General features: G+C 69.6%; 17 protein-coding genes and 1 tRNA gene. 8 read left to right on the top strand and 10 right to left on the bottom strand.

Annotation, left to right across the window (positions count from 1 at the left end; genetic code table 11):
- Nucleotides 1-94: 94 nt before the first annotated feature.
- Genes ACZK39_RS11005 through ACZK39_RS10995 form a run of 3 tightly spaced genes read left to right on the top strand, consistent with a single transcriptional unit; the run spans nucleotide 95 to nucleotide 2,506 of the window.
- A complete protein-coding gene (locus ACZK39_RS11005; protein WP_182798574.1) occupies nucleotides 95-772 on the top strand; it encodes a uracil-DNA glycosylase in 678 nt (225 codons plus the stop codon).
- A gap of 30 nt (nucleotides 773-802) precedes the next feature.
- Nucleotides 803-1,468, top strand: a complete 666-nt coding sequence (msrA, locus tag ACZK39_RS11000) for a peptide-methionine (S)-S-oxide reductase MsrA (protein ID WP_182781815.1) — start codon at nucleotides 803-805, stop codon at nucleotides 1,466-1,468.
- A gap of 42 nt (nucleotides 1,469-1,510) precedes the next feature.
- On the top strand, nucleotides 1,511-2,506 hold the full coding sequence (locus ACZK39_RS10995; protein WP_182781814.1) for a hypothetical protein: 996 nt from the start codon (nucleotides 1,511-1,513) through the stop codon (nucleotides 2,504-2,506).
- A gap of 9 nt (nucleotides 2,507-2,515) precedes the next feature.
- On the opposite strand, the gene ypfJ is transcribed toward ACZK39_RS10995, so the two are convergent.
- The gene (gene ypfJ, locus ACZK39_RS10990; protein ID WP_182781813.1) at nucleotides 2,516-3,406 is read right to left on the bottom strand and encodes a KPN_02809 family neutral zinc metallopeptidase; all 891 of its coding nucleotides are present in this window, start codon (nucleotides 3,404-3,406) and stop codon (nucleotides 2,516-2,518) included.
- Nucleotides 3,407-3,499: 93 nt separating this feature from the next.
- Between ypfJ and ACZK39_RS10985 the strand changes: the two genes are divergently transcribed.
- Nucleotides 3,500-4,195, top strand: a complete 696-nt coding sequence (locus tag ACZK39_RS10985; RefSeq protein WP_255443428.1) for an NUDIX hydrolase — start codon at nucleotides 3,500-3,502, stop codon at nucleotides 4,193-4,195.
- On the opposite strand, the gene ACZK39_RS10980 is transcribed toward ACZK39_RS10985, so the two are convergent.
- Nucleotides 4,180-4,992, bottom strand: a complete 813-nt coding sequence (locus tag ACZK39_RS10980; protein WP_182781812.1) for a Bax inhibitor-1/YccA family protein — start codon at nucleotides 4,990-4,992, stop codon at nucleotides 4,180-4,182. The genes ACZK39_RS10985 and ACZK39_RS10980 overlap by 16 nt on opposite strands.
- A 129-nt stretch (nucleotides 4,993-5,121) precedes the next feature.
- On the opposite strand from ACZK39_RS10980, the gene ACZK39_RS10975 reads away from it, so the two are divergent.
- Complete coding sequence (locus ACZK39_RS10975; protein WP_463613329.1) at nucleotides 5,122-6,540, top strand: MBL fold metallo-hydrolase RNA specificity domain-containing protein; 1,419 nt, start codon at nucleotides 5,122-5,124, stop codon at nucleotides 6,538-6,540.
- A gap of 3 nt (nucleotides 6,541-6,543) precedes the next feature.
- On the opposite strand, the gene ACZK39_RS10970 is transcribed toward ACZK39_RS10975, so the two are convergent.
- A tRNA-Leu gene (locus ACZK39_RS10970) sits at nucleotides 6,544-6,617 on the bottom strand.
- 688 nt (nucleotides 6,618-7,305) lie between these two features.
- On the opposite strand from ACZK39_RS10970, the gene ACZK39_RS10965 reads away from it, so the two are divergent.
- The 3 genes from ACZK39_RS10965 to ACZK39_RS10955 all read left to right on the top strand — a co-directional run bounded on the left by ACZK39_RS10965 (nucleotide 7,306) and on the right by ACZK39_RS10955 (nucleotide 10,806).
- Nucleotides 7,306-8,715, top strand: a complete 1,410-nt coding sequence (locus ACZK39_RS10965) for a hypothetical protein (RefSeq protein ID WP_463613328.1) — start codon at nucleotides 7,306-7,308, stop codon at nucleotides 8,713-8,715.
- Nucleotides 8,716-8,777: 62 nt separating this feature from the next.
- Nucleotides 8,778-9,296, top strand: coding sequence for an NfeD family protein (locus ACZK39_RS10960; RefSeq protein ID WP_463613327.1), 519 nt, complete (start codon nucleotides 8,778-8,780; stop codon nucleotides 9,294-9,296).
- A 16-nt stretch (nucleotides 9,297-9,312) separates the two neighbouring features.
- Nucleotides 9,313-10,806, top strand: a complete 1,494-nt coding sequence (locus ACZK39_RS10955; RefSeq protein ID WP_182781807.1) for a flotillin family protein — start codon at nucleotides 9,313-9,315, stop codon at nucleotides 10,804-10,806.
- Here the strand turns inward: ACZK39_RS10955 and ACZK39_RS10950 are convergent.
- The 7 genes from ACZK39_RS10950 to mfd all read right to left on the bottom strand — a co-directional run bounded on the left by ACZK39_RS10950 (nucleotide 10,803) and on the right by mfd (nucleotide 18,938).
- Entirely contained in the window at nucleotides 10,803-11,720 is a 918-nt protein-coding gene (locus tag ACZK39_RS10950) for a Ppx/GppA phosphatase family protein (protein ID WP_463613326.1), read from the bottom strand. The two genes, ACZK39_RS10955 and ACZK39_RS10950, sit on opposite strands and share 4 nt — an antisense overlap.
- Nucleotides 11,717-12,211, bottom strand: coding sequence for a DUF501 domain-containing protein (locus tag ACZK39_RS10945; protein ID WP_182798580.1), 495 nt, complete (start codon nucleotides 12,209-12,211; stop codon nucleotides 11,717-11,719). The genes ACZK39_RS10950 and ACZK39_RS10945 overlap by 4 nt, the downstream gene beginning before the upstream one ends.
- Before the next feature lie 12 nt (nucleotides 12,212-12,223).
- A complete protein-coding gene (locus tag ACZK39_RS10940; protein WP_182781804.1) occupies nucleotides 12,224-12,754 on the bottom strand; it encodes an FtsB family cell division protein in 531 nt (176 codons plus the stop codon).
- A 120-nt stretch (nucleotides 12,755-12,874) separates the two neighbouring features.
- Entirely contained in the window at nucleotides 12,875-14,155 is a 1,281-nt protein-coding gene (gene eno, locus ACZK39_RS10935) for a phosphopyruvate hydratase (protein ID WP_182781803.1), read from the bottom strand.
- Nucleotides 14,156-14,231: 76 nt separating this feature from the next.
- Nucleotides 14,232-14,840: a nucleoside triphosphate pyrophosphohydrolase gene (locus ACZK39_RS10930; RefSeq protein WP_459054883.1), complete on the bottom strand. Its 609-nt coding sequence runs from the start codon at nucleotides 14,838-14,840 to the stop codon at nucleotides 14,232-14,234.
- Nucleotides 14,841-14,857: 17 nt separating this feature from the next.
- The gene (locus ACZK39_RS10925) at nucleotides 14,858-15,361 is read right to left on the bottom strand and encodes a hypothetical protein (RefSeq protein ID WP_459054884.1); all 504 of its coding nucleotides are present in this window, start codon (nucleotides 15,359-15,361) and stop codon (nucleotides 14,858-14,860) included.
- Between the two features lie 91 nt (nucleotides 15,362-15,452).
- Nucleotides 15,453-18,938 carry a transcription-repair coupling factor gene (gene mfd / locus ACZK39_RS10920; protein WP_459054885.1) on the bottom strand — a complete coding sequence of 1,162 codons (3,486 nt, stop codon included), beginning with the start codon at nucleotides 18,936-18,938 and terminating at the stop codon, nucleotides 15,453-15,455.
- Nucleotides 18,939-18,946 lie beyond the last annotated feature (8 nt).

Genomic DNA, 18,946 nt, shown 5'->3' with positions numbered 1-18,946 from the left:
CATATTCGGAAGGCCCGGTTGCCATTTACCGGGGGAGGGTCAGGTGCATCCCTGGGCGACTCACGGGGCGTGGGTGTGTGCCAGAGTTGGTCACATGCCGAAGCCGCTCGCCGAACTCGTCGCTCCGGACTGGGCCGCGGCCCTCGCCCCGGTGGAGGACCGCATCGCCGCCATGGGCGCCTTTCTTCGGGAGGAGGTGGCCGCGGGACACGGCTACCTGCCGGCCGGGGAGAACATCCTGCGCGCGTTCACGCGCCCGCTCGCGGAGGTGCGCGTGCTCATCCTCGGGCAGGACCCCTATCCCACCCCCGGCAACGCCGTCGGCCTGTCTTTCTCGGTGGCCCCGGAGGTCCGCCCCCTGCCTGGCAGCCTGGTCAACATCTACCGTGAGCTGAAGGCGGACCTGGGCATCGAGCCGGCGCCCCACGGGGATCTGACGCACTGGTTCGAGCAGGGCGTGCTGCTGCTCAATCGTGTGCTGACGGTGCGGCCCGGCGCGCCCGCGTCGCACAGGGGCAAGGGCTGGGAGGAGGTCACGGCGTGCGCGGTTGAGGCGCTGGCGGCCCGGGGCGGCCCGCTGGTGGCGATCCTCTGGGGACGGGACGCGCAGACGGCCCGCCCACTGCTGGGCGAGGTGCCGGTGCTGGCCAGCGCCCACCCGTCGCCGTTGTCGGCCAGGAGCGGCTTCTTCGGGTCGCGGCCCTTCAGCCAGGCGAACCTCCTGTTGGACGAACAGGGCGCCGCCCCCATCGACTGGCGCATCCCATCCTGAGCCCTTGGGGGGCCGGTTAGCATCGTAACCATGGAGATCGACGTCCTCGCCTGGCTCAACGCCCGCCGCGGCCACCCGCAGATGGTGTCGGAGGCCGATGCCCTCGCCGGCCGAAGCGCCCCCGTGCTGTCCCCGATGCCCGTCCACGAGGTGCTCGGCCTCCCCCTCGACGAGGTACCCGCAGGCTGCGAGGTGGCCTACTTCGCGCTCGGTTGCTACTGGGGTGAGGAGCGGCTGTTCTGGGAGACCGAGGGCGTGGTCAACACCGCTGCCGGCTTCATGGGCGGCTTCACCCCCAACCCCACCTACAAGGAGACCTGCACGGGCCTCACCGGGCACACGGAGACGGTGCGCGTGGTCTTCGACCCGACCCGCGTCTCGTTCGAGGACCTGCTGAGGCTGTTCTGGGAGAACCACGACCCCACTCAGCTCAACCGACAGGGTAACGACGTCGGCACCCAGTACCGCTCGGCCGTGTTCGCCGTCGACGACGCCCAGCGCGAAGCGGCTGAGCGCACGCGAGCCGAGTTCCAGGCCCGCCTCACCGAGGCCGGATACGGGCAGATCACCACGGAGATCACTCCCGGCGCCACCTTCTACTACGCCGAGCGTGAGCATCAGCAGTACCTGCACAAGAACCCCCACGGGTACTGCCCCAACCACGCCACCGGCGTGCGGTGCGGCCCACGGGCCTGACCTGTGGAGTGGGTGCCCCCCGGCCCCTTCTACACTGGCGCCATGAGGACGTGGCGGATCGGGGCGGTGGCGCTGCTTGCCCTCGTCGCCGGCTGCACAGCACCCGCCCCCGGTCTGACCGGTAGCGGGTCCCCCACACCGGACATTCCGTCAGCCAGCCCAACCCCCTCTGCCACGGCGTCGTTCACCGGGAGGCCGCTGCCTGACAGCTACTTTCCCTTGGACTTCACCGTCACCGTGCCCCTGGCGGACGGCTCCGCGGGAGAGGTGGTCGCCGAGTTGCACCGGGTTGCCGGGGGCCTTCCGGTACTCAAGGTGGACGTGACCGCAGACGCGGCCACGCTCAGCGCGCTGCTCCCCGACCTGTCTGTGGCCACCTACCAGTGGCGCGACGGCACGATCAGCCGGGTGGACTCTGACGTGCAGTACTTCGAGCAGGCCACCTTCGACCCCGAGGATTTTCCCGTGGATTCGGTGGGGCGGATGTTCGACATCGCAGACCTCCGCGGGGTCCGCGGAGACCTGGTGCTGCAGATCGTGGACTACCGCGACGGCCAGGTACTCATGACCGTCACGTCCAGGCCCGAGTCCGAGACCGTCTTCTTCCGGCAGGACGGCACCGCGGTGGCCGTGCTGGGCATGACCAGCGTGGCGGACATCACCTCGGGCATCGAGGAAGTGATCGGGGAGGACCTCGAGGCCTACGCCGTCGGGTTCAACGCCACCCGCGGCTACTGGGCCGACCTTCCCGATGCGGAGGGCGGGGTGGTGCTGAACCGGGCACGCGTGGGCGCCGTCCCCGTCTTCGAGACCCGCCGCAACGACTCACCCACCGTAGCCACGTTCGACCCATCGCTGATCCAGGCTGCCGCGCTCGCCAAGGCGGTGGCCCAGTTCCAGACCACCCCGGAGGAGCAGTGCGACGTCGTCATCGACATGAGCCTGCAGCGCTCCGCGCCGGTGGTCAAGGTGGACTGCCAGGGCGAGCTGCACTACGCGGACCTCGAAGGCCGCGACATGACGGCGCTCGTCGACTGAACGCGGGCCCTACTGCCCCAGGTCGTCGGTGGAGAAGGTGTCGCACACATTCGGATCGCCGCTGTTGAAGCCCTTGGCCACCCACAGCTGGCGCATCTCGGACGAGCCATGGGTCCAGCTCTCGGGGACCACACGGCCGCCCTGTTGCTGCTGGATGTGGTCGTCCCCGACGGCCCGCGCCGCGTCCACGATGCGGTTCAGGTCGTCCTGGGTGATGGACTCGATCGGCGACTCGGGATCCTGGAGCGTATTGGCGAACCACACCCCCGCGTAACAGTCCGCCTGCAGCTCCAACCGGACCTGGCCCGAGGTGGGGCCGGAGTCGTTGCCCATCGAGCGGGCCTGCTGCATGGTGCCGGTGAGGTTGGAGATGTGGTGGCCGTACTCGTGCGCGACGATGTAGGCCTCTGCGGCATAGCCCCCGGCTGCGCCGAGCTGGTTGAGCAGGACGCCCATGAACTCCGTGTCGATGTAGATCGTCTGGTCGCCTGGGCAGTAGAACGGGCCCATCTCGGAGGAGCCGGTGCCGCAGGCTGTGGCCACCTGCCCGCTGAACAGCTGCGTGGTGGCCGGGCTGTAGCCCTCGACGACCTGGCTCCAGTAGTTCTCGATCGCGACGACATAGGCCGGCCAGCGACATTCCGGGTTGCTCTCGATGTCCGCCCCGGTCTGGCAGTCCGGATTCGGTTCGACCTGCTGGGGCGCCGCCTCACCGCCGCCGAGGATGTCGTCCGGATTGATGCCCAGGTTGCCGCCGCCGAACACCATGAGCAAAATCGCGATGATGAGGCCACCGAGCCCGCCACCGACCGCCAGGCCACGGCCGCCGCGCCTGCCCCCACCGCCGCCGCCGTAGCGAATGTTGGCGTTGTCGATTCGGGCATTGTCACGAAACTCCACGGCGCGCCTCCCTCAGCTCTGTTCCGCCATACTAACCGCCGGCCGTCATCGCGGCGCTCAATCGCGCCCGGGGGCACCGTCTAGACTTGTCCAATGCGCGTCGTGGGGGTCACCAGTCCAGTGGGGGCGCCGGTGATCAGCTACCACGTGGAGCACGGGCAGCACCCGAAGGTGACCATGTTCGACCACGGCTATGTGCCGATCCGGCCCCTGTCCGCCACCATGCACGACGGCGAGATCTTGTTCACCTGGCTGGTGCGCGACGTGTGCGCCGCGGATCACCGCCCCCTCGAGCGGCACACCGTGTACGTGGCCTCCTCGAGTGAGACCCCGCACCGGCATCAACGGATCGGCGCCTACGCGCTCGTGGTCTCCGACCGCGGCCTCCTCGGCACCATCAATTCCTCCGTCACTGCGGCCCCCGGCACCTGGGCCCTGCCCGGCGGCGGCGTGGACCCGGGCGAATCACCGGCGGACGCCGTGCTGCGGGAGGTGTTCGAGGAGACGGGCCAGAACGTGGTCATCGACAGGGTGTTGACCCTGGAGTCCGAGCACTGGGTGGGGCGCTCATTGGCGGGGCGGCTGGAAGACTTTCACGCCCTCCGCGTGGTCTACGGGGCCACATGCGAAGCACCCAGCGACCCCGTCGTCCACGATGTGGGTGGATCGACGCAAGGGGCCAGCTGGGTGCCGACGCGCTCCTGGCGCTCACTGCATTGGACCAATGGCTCGCGGACGCTGCTCTCGCAGTACGCCCGCAAGCTCAGCCGGCCTCAGTTCCTGAAGTAGCTCATGATGCGCAGGATCTCGGTGTACAGCCACACCATGGTGACCGTGATGCCGAGGGCCGCGCGCCACGATTCCTGAGCCGGGGCCTGGGCGGCGATGCCGCGCTCCACGGAATCAAAATCCACCACGAGGCTGAGCACGGCCAGGATGACCGCGATCACGGAGATGCCGATGGACAGCAGGCCGGCGCCCGAGCCGATGTCACGGATGCCGAGGTTGATGCCGAACAGCGCAAGGACGAGGTTGACCAGGAACACGGCCGCCAACGACGCCGTGGCGATGAACACGACCTTGCGGAACTTCGCGGTGACCCTGATGTTGAAGAACTTGTACGCCGCGAGGGTGGCGCCGGCCGTCACGAAGGTGGCGAGCACGGCGGAGACCACGATGCCGGGGTACATCATCTCGAACAGGAGCGAGAACGCGCCGACGAAGACGCCCTCGATGACGGCGTAGAACAGCACGCCGCCGATGGGGAGCTTGGCGCGGCCGGCCACCATCAGTACGGTCACGAACCCGACCAGGGCCGAGACGATGACCGCCGGGTACAGCAGGTTCGGCGGCATGAACATGAAGGTGGCGATCGCGGTGACGAAGACCACGCCGAGCATGATGGCCGTCTTGGCGATCACGTCGTCGAGCGTCATCACGCCGCCGGTGCGGACCGGCTGCTGGTAGGGGGCGGTGGCCGGCGGCGGGTACTGGGAGTACTGCTGCTGGTCATAGCCGTAGGTGGGCTGCTGCGGGGCAGCGTTGCGGGTGAAGGCGTCGGGGCGCCCGATGATGGGATTTGCCATGTCACTTGCTCTTTCTGGGTGCAACCCGAGGAGGAGGCTGTCGATCTCCATGGTACCGAGAGGCGCAACCAAAGCTGTGCTTCGCCCACTCGGGCGCGGCGTCGCCACCCCCGTGCCAGGATCGTGGGTATGCGAACACCTCAGAGCGCGACCCTGACGTTCCTCGGGGCCGCCGGCACCGTGACAGGCTCGAAGTACCTCCTGACCATCGATGGGCGACGCATCCTCGTCGACGCGGGCATGTTCCAGGGGGAGAAGCAGTGGCGCACCCAGAACTGGGCCCACTTCCCCGTCGATCCTGCCTCGATCTCCGACGTGCTCCTCACGCACGCGCACGCCGACCACACCTCCTACCTGCCCGCGCTGGTCAAGCACGGCTTCCGCGGGCCCATCTGGTGCACGGAGGCCACGGCCCGGCTGGCGGAGATCATCCTTCGGGATTCGGGGCGGCTGCAGGAGCAGTCCGTGAGGGACGCGCTGAAGGGCGGCTACTCCAAGCACGAGCCCCCCGAGGCGCTCTACACCAGCGCGCACGTGGAGGACACGCTCCCGCTGATGCGCCCGGTTCCTTGGGATGAAGACGTGGATCTCGACGGCGTCCTGGCACGCTGGGTCCGCGCCGGGCACATCCTCGGCTCGGCGAGTGTCCACGTGAGCTTCGGCGGGCGGAGCGTCCTGTTCTCCGGGGACCTCGGCCGCCACGATCACCCGATCCTCAAGCCCCGTGAGACCCCGCCCGGCGCGGATGTGGTGCTGTGCGAATCCACCTACGGAGACCGGGAACATCTCGAGCCGGAGTTGGCGCACGAGCCGTTCGCCGAAGCAATCAGGCGCACCGTCGCCCGGGGCGGCCAGGTCGTGGTGCCGGCGTTCGCGATCGACCGGACCGAGACCGTGCTGCATGCCCTGGTGCAGCTGACCCGAGAGGGACGGATCCCCCAGGTGCCCGTGGTGGTGGACGGGCCGATGTCGATCGCGGCGCTGGCCGTGTACGCCGATGAGTCGCTGGGCGAGCTTGCCGACGACATCACGTTGGCCGACTTCACAGACCTGGACCTCAGCGAGGCACGCGAGGCCAAGGACTCGAAGAAGCTCAACCTCCGCACCGAACCCATGATCATCGTCAGCTCGTCGGGCATGGCCGAGGGCGGCCGCGTGCTCTATCACCTGCAGCGCCTCCTGCCGGATCCCCGCAACACCGTGGTCCTCACTGGATTCCAGGCCGAGGGGACCCGTGGCCGCGCGCTGGAGGACGGAGCCCACACGGTGAAGATCAACGGGCGCTACGTGCCCGTCAAAGCCGAGATCGTCCGCGACCACGAGTTCTCCGTGCACGGTGACGCGTCGGACCTCCTGGACTGGCTGCGCGCCCTGGGCAGGGAGCCGGAGACGGTCTTCGTGACACACGGCGAACCGGCCGCCGCCGCCACCTTTGCGCGGCGGATCGAGGACGAGCTGGGGTGGGTGGCCGTGGTGCCGAGATTCGGAGAGGTGGTCAGTCTGTTGGCCGACGGGGCGGAGCCAGAGGACGTGGACGCCACGGCCTGACCGTGCCCTCGACGGGATTCGAACCCGCACTGAAGCGGGTTTAAGCCGCCTGCCTCTGCCAGTTGGGCCACGAGGGCGCGACGGCGAGTTTATCCCGCGGAAGCACTCCCACTGCTGCGCCACCCGCCTGACCGCCTCCTCGGGGCGGTCCGGTGGCACGTGCATATCCGGACAAGCTGAGGAGGGCCGCCCGCGGAGCGGCGTGGCCGGTCTCCATCGCTCCCTGAGGAGGGCCGTCCGCGGAGCGGCGTGGCCCGTCTCGAAGGGTTGTGACTACCACCTTGACGCAGTTCTTGTGGTCGGGTGCGGTGGGCCGTGAGTCGATGCCCGGGCGGCCGTTGTCCAGGGTCTCGATGTACCGGCCAGCCGGGTCGGTGGTCGGGTGGTGAGGCCGCCCGGGCCTCGCCTCCCGACTCCCCGCACTCGTCCTCCTGTGGCGTTGCCAGGTCCCAGGTGCGTGCCGGCAGGGCGGCGTTGGGGCCGGGTCTGCTCGAGCGGGATGCCGGTCGGGTGATCGTCGGGTTGGGCACCGCTGCGCAGTGCCGCCCTGCCGTCCCCCACCCTCTCGGCAACCATCAGACCTCTGTTCGCTGAAAGGCCGCGAAGCGGCCTCGAAGCCTCAGAAACGCAAGCTGACAAGCCAACTCACCCACCACGTCGAGCCCCGCCACCCGCGCCGCACCCCCAGAAATCTCTTCAAAGAATTTTCGCCAGGCACCCTCCTGGGAGCCAAAAATGTCAGAGGTCGGACATAGCGTGGAACCCATGAAGGACAAGGCACACGAGATCGCGGAGCAGTTGCGCTCCGCCGACGAGCTGCGCCGCTTCGCCGAAGCCCAAACCCTGACCCTGCTGTGTGACCTCGCGGAACACTACGACGTGGACTACGACCAGGTGCTGGAGGTGCTCGCCGAGCGCAGGGTCGTGGTCGGGGGCATCGGCACCCCGGCCGTCTCCGAGTTCATCGGCCTCGAACTGGCCGGCCTGCTGCGCTGCCCACCCATTGTGGCGGCCTCGAAGCTGGCTGATGCTTTGAGCCTGAAGCACCGCCATCCCTGCCTCTACGCGGCGGTGCAGGAGGGCCGGATCGAGGCGGGGCGGGCCTGCAAGGCGGCGTCGATGTGTCTGGACCTGCCGGTCGAGGGGGCCGATGCCGTCACCGACCGCTGGTTGGGTAGGCAGGACGGGTTGGGTTGGACGGCCGCGTTCACGCTGTTGAAGAAGATGATCATCGAGGCTGATCAGGCCCGCGCCGCGGAACGCGAACGGCGGCAGCGGGCCTCACGCGGGGTGCACGTGTGGGGGTTGCACGACGGGGTGATGAACCTCACCGGCCGCCTTGACGTGCTCGACGCCCGCTACCTCGACGCCGCCGTGGACCGCATCGCCGACCTGCTGGCTGTCGAGCAGCCCGAGGAGTCGAAGACGATCCTGCGCGCCAAAGCCCTCGGAGTGCTCGCCAACCCCGCCTACGCCCTGGCGCTTCTCCAGCACGCGGCGCAGCCCGCCCTCCACGACGGCCTGGCCGCCGCCCTCGACACTGCCCCGGCCCCCACCACAGCCAACGCCCCGGACACAGGGTCAGTCGGCTACGGCGGCGGACCTGCGGAGCCTGCGCCTGTAGACGGTGGGCAGCGTCATGATCCGCACTGCCTCGGCGCGTTGTGTGGCACCATCACCACCCCACTGGCCAAGCTCCGCCCCAAGCTTGAGCTGGCCGTCCACATCCACACCGACGCCCTCGGCCAGCTCACCGGCACCGCCCGCATCGACCGCGCCGGACACATCACCACCACCCTCCTCGCCGAACTCCTCCCCGGGTTGGATGTCACGGTGCAGCCCGTGATCAACCTGCCCGCAATCCCCGCCGAAGACCACTACGCACCATCGGCCGGGTTGAAGAAGGCCCTCCTGCTGAGCATGGACCACGAAATGTTCCCCTACTCCACGCGCCGAGCCAACGGCCTGGACCTGGACCACACCCACCCCTTCACACCCGGCCGCCGAAGGCAGACCCGGAGCGGGAACCTTGCCCCACTCAGCCGCAGGGTCCACCGCGCGAAAACCGCCCGCACCTGGCGCGCCGACCAACCCAGACCAAGCCAGCTCCACTGGTCCAGCCCCCTGGGCAACCGCTACGAAGTCACCCCCAACGGCACCCGCATGCTCGCCTAGCCGGAGGGCTGCATCGGGCTGCCGCTAGGCTGGGGGTGTCCACCCATCGGAGGGAGCTGCCGTTGACTACGTTCTTGATCATCGGCGCTGTGGGCATCGCGCTTGTGCTGGTGACCCTGATCCTCGGTGATGTGCTCGACGGAGCGCTCGGCCTCGACGCCTTGGACAGCGATCTGTTCTCCATCTCCAGCATCGCCGCGTTCGTCGGCGCCTTCGGGTTCGGCGGCGCACTCTCGCTGGCCCTGGTGCCCAACACGCTGCTGGCCGTCGTCGTGGGAGCCGGCATCGGCTCCACCGCCGCCTGGGGTGCGGTCTGGCTCACGCGAGCCCTGCGCTCCGGTGAGGACACCGCGACCTTCCGGTCGGACTCGATGATCGGCGCCACGGCGCGCGTCATCACCCCCATCCCCGAGGGGGGCTTCGGTGAGGTCCACCTCACGGCGAGCGGACACGTCCGCAAGTTCAGCGCCCGCTCCGAGCACCCCGTCGACGCGGGCACCGACGTGTGGATCTCCGGCATGGTGTCCCCCACCGCCGTCGAGGTCACGCCCACGGCCCCCACCCCAGAACTGGAACCCTGACCGAAAGGCCCGTCCCATGCCACCAGTGTTGACCGCCATCGCGGGGCTCATCGCCCTGCTCCTCCTCGTGGGGCTGCTCATCGCGAGCCGCTACAAGGTGGCCAAACCCAACGAGGCCTTCATCATCACCGGCCGCAAGGGCAAGGAGGTGCGCAACCCCGAGACCGGCCTGGTCTCCACGGACCTCAGTGGCCAGAAGGTGGTGATGGGCGGCGGCGTCTTCGTCGTCCCGTTCATCCAACGCCTCCACGTGCTGGACCTGTCGTCGCGACGGATCATGGTGACCATCCGCAACGCCGTGTCCGGGCAGGGGATCAAGCTCAACGTCGACGGTGTGGCCATCGTCAAGGTGGGCGGCAATGAGGACTCCATCCGCGCCTCAGCCCAGCGCTTCCTCTCCCAGCAGGACGAGATCGAGACGTTCACCCAGGAGACGCTCGCGGGCTCGCTGCGCTCCATCGTCGGCTCGCTGACCGTGGAGCAGATCATCCGCGACCGTGCGGCCTTCGCGCAGCGCGTCACGGACGAGTCCGAGTCCTCGCTGACCGGCCAGGGGCTGGTGCTGGACACCTTCCAGATCCAGGACATCACCGACGACGGCACCTACCTGTCGGACCTGGGGCGCCCCGAGTCCGCGAAGCTGGGACGGATGGCCGCGGTCGCGGAGGCGGAGGCCCGGCGCGAGGCCGAGCAGGCGCAGATCGCCGCCGAGCAGGAGATCGCCATCGCCAACCGTGCGCTGGTGCTCAAGCAGGCCGAGATCCAGGCCGAGACCGACGCGGCACGCGCCCAGGCAGCCGCAGCCGGCCCGCTCGCCCAGGCGGACCGGGACCAGTCCATCCTGATGGAACAGGAGAAGGTGGCCGTGGCCCAGGCCGCACTGAAGGAGCGCCAACTCGACACCGAGGTCCGCCGCCCTGCGGACGCCGAGCGGTACCGGATCGAGACCGCCGCGGAGGCTCAGCGCAACGCCGCGATCTTCGAGGCCGACGCCCGCAAGGCGGCCTCCATCGCCAACGCGGAGGCCGAGGCGGAGAAGGCACGGCTCAGCGGCGTGGGCGAGAAGTCCCGTCGCTCGGCGCTGGCCGAGGCCGAGGCCATCGAGGGCGCCCGACGCGGCGAGGCCGAGAAGGCCCGGCGCGTCGCCGAGGCGGACGCCGTGCGCGCCGAGGGCGAGGCGCAGGCCGCTGCGGTGCTCGCCGTCGGCCAGGCCGAGGCCGAGGCCATGGACAAGCGGGCCGAAGCGTTCGCGCACTACAACGACGCGGCGGTCCTTCAAATGCTGATCGAGGTGCTGCCTGAGATCGCGGAGAGGGTCGCGGCCCCGATGGCCAACATCGAGACCCTCACCGTGGTCTCCACCGAGGGTGCCTCCGCGCTGCCCAAGGCGGTGGCCAGCAACATGCTGCAGACCCTGCAACTGGTGAAGGACACCACGGGCTACGACCTCACCACCGTGCTGGAGGGCTTCACGCAGAAGGAGCAGAGCGCCCAGCCAGTGGAGGGCTAGCCGCCGAGCAGGCCCAGCGCGATGCCGTCGAGGATGTCGGTCTCGCTGACCAGCACCGCTCCCCCAGGCACCCGGCGCGAGATCTCGTCGAGGATCAGGCCACCGGCGCCGAGCACGGCCGCCCGGAGGGGGTGCATGCACGGCTCGGCCGCGGTCTCGGCCGCGGTCTGGGCCAGCCACCGCTCCACGGTGCGCTCGATGTCCGCGCGGCTGAGCAGCGTCTCGTGCACCGCCTGCCGGGAGTACTGCTGAAGCCCCAGGACGGATGCGGCCACGCTGGTGACGGTCCCCGCGACACCGAGCGCGGAGGCCAAGGAGTCGAAGTCCACCCCCGCACCGTCGAGGAGGCTCCCCACGTGGCGGCGGGCCGCGGCCACCTCGTCGGGCGTGGCGGGGTCCGAGAGCATGAGCCGCTCGTTGACCCTCACGGCGCCGACGTCGAGGCTGACCGCCGAGGCGACGCTCGGCCCGTCGTGCACGACGATCAGCTCCGTGGAGCCGCCTCCGATGTCGAAGACGAGCGCCGGGGTGGCGGCCTCGACGCCGCTGAGGACGCCCGTGGTGGACAGTAGTGCCTCCTCGTCGCCGGAGATGACATCCACCTCCACGCCAAGTCTGTCGCGGACATTGCGCTCGAACTCCGCCCGGTTGCTGACGTCGCGCGCGGCCGAGGTGGCCACGAAGCGCACTGCGCCCACCTGGTGGAGCTCGATGATGCCCGCGTATTCCTCGAAGATCACGTTCGCCCGCGCCAGCGCGTCCGGGTGGAACTCGCCTGTGGCGTCGACCCCCTGCCCGAGGCGCGCCAACCGCACCTCGCGCGCCAGCTCGACGACAGTGCCGTCGGCCTCCTTCCGGAGGATGAGTAAACGGATGGAGTTGGTGCCGCAGTCGATGGCAGCGACGGTGGTCATGCGTCCTCCTGGAGGCAGGGGGTGGTCCAGAACTCGCCCAGCAGCGCGAGCGCCTCGTCGCCGAGGGGATTGACGCCCGGTCCGGCGGCGAGGGCGTGCCCGACCAGCACGTGCAGGCACTTGACGCGGGTGGGCATCCCCCCGGCCGAGATGCCCTCGATCTCCTGGACGTGCCCCAGCTCAGCGCGGTCTGCGAGGTAGGCCTCGTGGGCGCTCCGGTAGCGGGCCGCCAGGTCATCGTCCTCGGCGAGGCGCTGCGTCATCTCCGCCATCAGGCCGGAGGCCTCGAGGGTGGAGCATCCGGCGACGGCGCGCTGGCAGGTGAGGTAGTAGGTGGTGGGGAACGGCGTCCCGGTGGGCAGCCGCGGGTGGGTCTTGACCACGCCGGGCTTTCCGCACGGGCAGCGCCACGCCACCCCAGCGACCCCGCGTGGCTCGCGTCCGAGCTGTGCTTCGACCGCGGCGAGGTCCGCCTCTGTGGGCTCGATCATCGGCAGGGACTCCTAGCTTTCGGGCTCTGGGCTGGGCGCGACGGTCCGGTCCGGGTCAGCCGCGGGCGCGCTCTCCTCGACGGGCTGGTCCGCGAGCGCCACCGAGCCCCACATCCGCTCCCACCACAATCCGGTGCCCGCCGGGTCTGGGGCCTCGATGCTGGCACCGTCGAGCGGCTGCCCGTCCGCGCCGATCACCCGGTACCCCACCTCGCCTGGCATCACCCAGCCGAGCCGCACCCGCGCGACGGCGCGCACGTACTCGGGGTCGTTCCAGCGGTTGAGCTTGTCCTCCAGGTCCGCGATCTGCTCCTGCTTGAGGGCGATGTCCGCCCGGACGGCGGCGATCTCCTGGGACTGCGCGAAGTACACCCGCAGCGAGTGGGCCAGCACCAGCCCCACCCCGGCAACGACGACGAGGAGGATGGCGAGCCGCCAGGTGGCCGACAGAGCCCGCTGCGCGCGCGGCAGCGGACCCGGCTTCGGATCAAGGGCGGCCTTGGCCTCGGTGTCGGGCAGCGGCTCCACGCGCGGGCGCTGCACACGCTCCCCCGGACGCGCAGTGGTCCGGGCCCGCGGGGTTCCGCGACCCGGACCACTGGTGGTCGGTTTGTTCCGAGGAGTCTGAGGCACTGATCCAGTGTGCCGGATCAGGCCCTCAACTCAGCCCTTGAAACGCGGGAAGGCCGAACGACCGGCGTAGACGGCCGCTTCGTCCAGGTCGTCCTCGATGCGCAGCAGCTGGTTGTACTTGGCCACGCGGTCCGTCCGGGCCGGGGCGCCGGACTTGATCTGGCCGCAACCCAGGGCGACGGCGAGGTCCGCGATGGTGACGTCCTCGGTCTCGCCGGAGCGGTGCGACATCATGGTGCGGTAGCCGTTGCGGTGGGCGAGGTCGACTGCGTCGATGGTCTCGGTGAGCGATCCGATCTGGTTCACCTTCACCAGCAGCGCGTTGGCGGTGGCGGTGTCGATGCCCCGCTGGATGCGGGTGACGTTGGTGACGAAGAGGTCGTCACCGACGATCTGGACCTTGTCGCCGAGGCGATCGGTCATGGCCTTCCAGCCGTCCCAGTCCTCCTCGTTGAGCGGATCCTCGATGGAGACCAGCGGGTAGGCGTCGACGAGTTCGGCGTAGTAGTCCACCATTTCGTCGGCCGTCTTGGTGGCGCCCTCGAAGGTGTAGCCACCGTCCTCGAAGAACTCGGAGGCGGCCACGTCCAGGGCGAGAGCCACGTCGACGCCGGGCTCGTAGCCGGCCTTCTTGATGGCCTCGAGGATCAGGTCGAGAGCTGCACGGTTGGACTCGAGGTTGGGGGCGAACCCGCCCTCGTCGCCGAGGCCGGTGTTGAGGCCCTTCTCCTTCAGGACGGACTTCAGCGCGTGGTAGACGCCGGCGCCCATCTCGACGGCCTGAGCGAAGCTCTCGGCGCCGATGGGGGCGATCATGAACTCCTGGATGTCCACGTTGGAATCGGCGTGCGACCCACCGTTGAGGATGTTCATCATGGGGACGGGAAGGATGTGGGCGTTGGGTCCACCGACGTACTTGTACAGCGGCAGGCCGGCCTCTTCGGCCGCGGCGTGCGCGACGGCCAGGGACACGCCGAGGATGGCGTTGGCGCCGAGCTTGGCCTTGTTGTCCGTGCCGTCGAGCTCCAGCATGGCCATGTCCACCAGCCGCTGCTCGGAGGCGTCGATGCCGAGGATCTCCTCGCCGATCACCTCGGTGACGTTCTGGACGGCGGTGAGGACGCCCTTGCCGCCGAAGCGACCCTTGTCGCCGTCGCGGAGCTCAACGGCCTCAAAGGCGCCTGTGGAGGCACCCGACGGGACGGCGGCGCGGCCGCTCGCTCCCGAATCAAGCTCGACCTCGACCTCGATGGTCGGGTTGCCTCGGGAATCGAGGATTTCGCGGGCCTGGATGAATTCGATGGATGCCATGTGCTCCCTTTCAAGAGTGGTTCTCTTTCGTGGCCCAGCCTAGCTTCCACAGGGTGGGAAGCAGTGGCGGGACGGTTTAACTTTCCGCGCTCCGGACGCGGTTCTCGAGCTCGCGCAGCGCCTCCCTGGCAGCCGCATCGGCGTCGATCCCGTGCGCCTGCGCCCGGGCCACGAGATCCAGGATCCCGCGGCCCACGCTCTGCGCGTCCAACGGCTCGTCCGGCAACTCGACGGGGACCCCATGGGAGCGGCTGCGTGAGATCACCTTGTGAGCGCGGCCGAGCACACTGAGCGATTCGGCGATGCCCTCCAGCGCGGAGGATCGCCCCTTCTCAGCGCGCTTGCGCTCCTCCCAGCTCTGCCACATGTCCTGGGGCACGGCCTCGTCGGCGAACACGTGCGGATGCCTGCGGATCAGCTTGTCCGCGATGCCGGCGGCCACGTCATCGAGGGTGAAGCGACCCTCGTCCTCGGCGATGCGCGCATGGAAGTAGACCTGAAGCAGGAGGTCACCCAGTTCTTCCTGGAGCTCGACGTCGTTTCCGGTCTCGACGGCGTCCACCACCTCGCAGGCCTCCTCGATGAGGTGGTTGAGGAGCGATCGGTGCGTCTGCTCGGCGTCCCAGGGGCATTTGAGCCGCAGCTCGGCCATCACCTGGCGGAGCCGCTCGAGCTCAGAGGTCATGTGGTGCGAGGCTCCGATCAGGAGGGGACCGACATCGAGCCGGTGCCGGTGACGCCCTCGCCCGCCGGGTCCCACTGGCCGTAGCGCGGGTTGAGGTCCACGTCCACGTCTTCGAACATCTGCTGGAGTACTGCGATGTCCGCGTCCTCGCCCAGCTTGGCGACCAGGATCTGCAGCTTCGAGCCCGCCGCCGCGATCCTCGCGCACTCCGGGTCGTTCAGCGCGGGGCTCTCGCCGGCGGTCTCGCGCAGCACGGCGAGCGCCTCTTCGTCGGTGACGGTCTGATCGAGCTCTGCCGCGATCTCCACCGCGACGGCGCCCAGGATCTCAGACATCACCAGCGTGCGGCGATCAACCTGATCCGGGCCGATGCCGACGGACTCACAACTGGCGACGACGCCGTCCACCTGGGCCTCGGAGATGCGCGTGTCCCCCACCTGAACGGCCGTGCTCGGCATGGGGCTGCAGCCGGCGAACAGGGCCGCGGCGGCGACCAGCGGGACAACGCGCTTCAGCAACATGTGTGACCTTTCACCGAACCTTCGACCGTGCCCCAGGGCACCGCGGTCAGCCTAGCGCATCGCCCTCGGCGAGCCCGAGGCCGCCGTCGGCTCAGCCGAACAGCTGGCCCAGCAGCGTGGTGGCCCACGTCAGGTGGTCGCCCTCCGGTTTCGGGACCAGCAGCTGATCCTGGGCCGGCTTGAGCGAGGCGCCCGGATAGAGGCGCTGCAGCCTGATCTGCCGTGATTCGGGCAGGTGGACCGGTGAGAACCGCACCACCTTGCCTTGGGGCACGATCTCCTGGATGCCGTGCGCCCGGGCCAGCATTCGAAGGCGTGCCACGCCGAGCAAGGCCTCGACGGGGGCCGGCGGCTGGCCGTAGCGATCCGTCATCTCGGCGCGCACCGCCTCCAGGTTGGCCTCCGTGCGGATCTCGGCGATCTCCTTGTACATCTCCAGCCGCAACCGCTCCGAGGAGATGTAGTCCTCCGGGAGGTGCGCGTCGATGGGCAGCTCCACGCGCATCTGGGGCTCGGTCTCGGTGTCGTCGCCGCGATAGCTGGCCACGGCCTCGCCCACCATGCGCAGGTACATGTCGAAGCCGACGCCCTCGATGTGCCCGGACTGGTCCTCGCCGAGCAGGTTACCTGCGCCGCGCAGCTCGAGGTCACGCATGGCGATGGCCATCCCGGAGCCGAGGTCCGTGTTGGCGGCCATCGTGGCGAGGCGCTCATGGGAGGCCTCGGTGAGCGGCTTGTCCTGCGGGTAGAGGAAATAGGCGTAGCCACGCTCCCGGGAGCGGCCCACACGCCCGCGAAGCTGGTGCAGCTGGGACAGGCCCAGGGTGTCAGCGCGGTCGATGATGAGGGTGTTGGCGCTCTGGATGTTGAGGCCCGCTTCGATGATGGTGGTGGAGACGAGCACATCAGCCCGGCGCTCCCAGAAGTCCAGCATCACCTGTTCGAGGCGGCTCTCGCTCATCTGGCCGTGGGCGGTGACCACCCGCGCCTCGGGGATGAGTTCGCGGAGGTGGGCGGCCGTCTTCTCGATGGTGCCCACCCGGTTGTGCACGAAGAACACCTGGCCCTCGCGCGCCAGCTCGCGACGGATGGCGGCCTTCACCTGCGCGTCGTCGTGAGGCCCGGCGAAGGTCAGCACCGGGTGCCGCTCCTCGGGCGGGGTGGCGATGACGCTCATCTCCCGGATGCCGGTGATGGCGATCTCCAGGGTGCGCGGGATGGGGGTGGCGGACATCGACAGCACGTCCACGTTGACCCGCATGGCCTTGAGCCGCTCCTTGTGTTCGACGCCGAACCGCTGCTCCTCGTCGATGATCACCAGGCCGAGGTCCTTGAACTGGATCTCCTTGCTGAACAGACGGTGGGTGCCGATCACCACGTCAACCCGGCCCGTGGCCAGGCCGTCGATCACCTTCTTGGACTCGGAGTCGCTCTGGAAGCGGGAGAGTTGCGCCAGGTGCACCGGGAAGCCTGCGAAGCGCGAGGCGAAGGTCTGGTAGTGCTGCGTGACCAGGAGGGTGGTGGGCACCAGCACCGCCACCTGCTTGCCGTCCTGAACTGCCTTGAAGGCGGCCCGGACGGCGATCTCCGTCTTGCCGTATCCCACGTCGCCGCAGATCAGCCGGTCCATGGGGATCAGCTTCTCCATGTCCGACTTCACCTCGGTGATGGCGGCGAGCTGATCCGGGGTCTCGACGAAACTGAAGGCGTCCTCCAGCTCCCGCTGCCACACGTTGTCCGGCCCGAACGCATAGCCCTTGGTGGCCTGCCGGGCCGCGTACAGCTTGATCAGCTCGGCGGAGATCTCGCGTACGGCCGAGCGCGCCTTGGCCTTGCGCTTGGTCCAGTCCCCACCGCCCATCTTGTCCAGTGCGGGCGCCTCGGAGCCGACGTAGCGGCTGAGCTGGTCCAGCTGGTCCATCGGCACGTAGAGCCGGTCCCCGGGATGCCCTCGCTTGCTGGGCGCGTACTCGACGACGAGGTAGTCGCGGACCGCGCCCTGGACGGTGCGCTGCACGAGTTCGACGAACCGGCCCACGCCGTGCTGCTCGTGCACGACGGGATCCCCGGACTTCAGCTCCAGTGGAGCGATCGCGGCCTTGCGTCGGGCGGGGAGCTTGCGTTCCGTCCGGTCGGTGACCGTCTGGCCCGTCAGCTCGGCGGCGGTGATCACCTCGAGCTTCGCCTCGTCGGCGCGCCAGCCCTGGCGCAGCGACGACGTCACCACGGCGACGCGGGCAGGGGTGGGCGGCTTCTCGAGGTCGTCGAGTGAGGCGGGGATTCCGGCCTCATCCAGCACCTCGATCATGCGGGCCGCCAACCCGCGACCCTCGACGCAGAGGATCACGCCCCAGCCGTCGGCGAGCTTGGCCGAGATGTGGCGGGTGGCCACCTCGGTGTCTCCGTGGAAGGACTCCGTGGTGGTCACCTTGATGGTGCGGGAGTGCACCGAGTCGGCGTCGAAGGCGTGCGGCTCGTCGTCGGCGGCGAACGGAGACAGGGACCACCAGCGGTGCCCGATCGCCAACGCGTGCTGCCGCACGTCGGAGAGGCCCCAGTAGGCGGAGGCACCCAGGTCCACGGGAGACTTCCCGCCGCCGGCCGCGGCCGCCCAACTGGCCTCCAGGAACTCCTGGCTGGTCTGGACGAGCTCCGCGGCGCGCGCCCGGATCAGTTCGGGCGAGCTGGCGAGGATCAGCGAGCCCTTCGGCAGCACGTCGACGAGCAGCTCGAGGCCGTCCACGAGCACCGGTGTGAGCGCCTCCATGCCCTCGACGGCCTGGCCCTCCGCGATGCGCCCCAGCATGTCCCCGAGCTCGGGGTGTTCGGCGGCCAGCCGCTTGGCGCGGGCCCGCACCGCCGTCGTGAGGAGGAGCTCGCGGCAGGGCGGCGCGATCACCGACGATGCCGTCTCGCCGGTCGAGCGCTGGTCCGCGACGGTGAAGGAGCGGATGTCGTCCACGTCGTCGCCGAAGAAGTCCACCCGGACGGGATGCTCGGCGGTGGGCGGGAAGATGTCCACGATGCCGCCGCGGACGGCGAACTCTCCGCGGCGCTCCACCAGATCAACGCGGCTGTAGGCGGCGCCCGCAAGGTCCGCCAGCAAGGTCGAGAGGGGGTACTCCTCCCCGACGACGATCCGCACCGGCGCCATGTCCGCCAGCCCCTTGACCTGGGGTTGGAGGATGGATCGGATGGGGGCGACGACCACCTTCGGCGGGGGCTGCTCGCCCTTGCCGGCGAGGCGGCGGAGCACGGCGAGGCGGCGCCCGACCGTGTCCGCTCTGGGCGACAGCCGCTCGTGGGGCAGGGTCTCCCAGGCGGGGTAGTAGGCCACCGCGTCCTCGCCGAGCAACCCGCCCAGCTCTGTGGTCACCTGCTCGGCCTCGCGGTAGGTGGAGGTGATCATCAGCACCGTCTGGCCGGACTCCTCAGCGATGGCGGCGGTCAGCAGCGGGAAGAAAGGCGTCACTGCCGTGACGTCGAGCGCGGTGACACCCGAGCGGCGCGAGTCCGCGAGGGTGGCCGCAAGGGCGTGGTCGCGCTCGAGTGCGGTCAGTAATCCGGGGAACTTCACGCGATCAT

The organism is Tessaracoccus luoxuelianae, from assembly GCF_055326245.1.
Note: the sequence above shows the minus strand (reverse complement) of the source record. Positions and strands in the feature narration are given on the sequence as shown.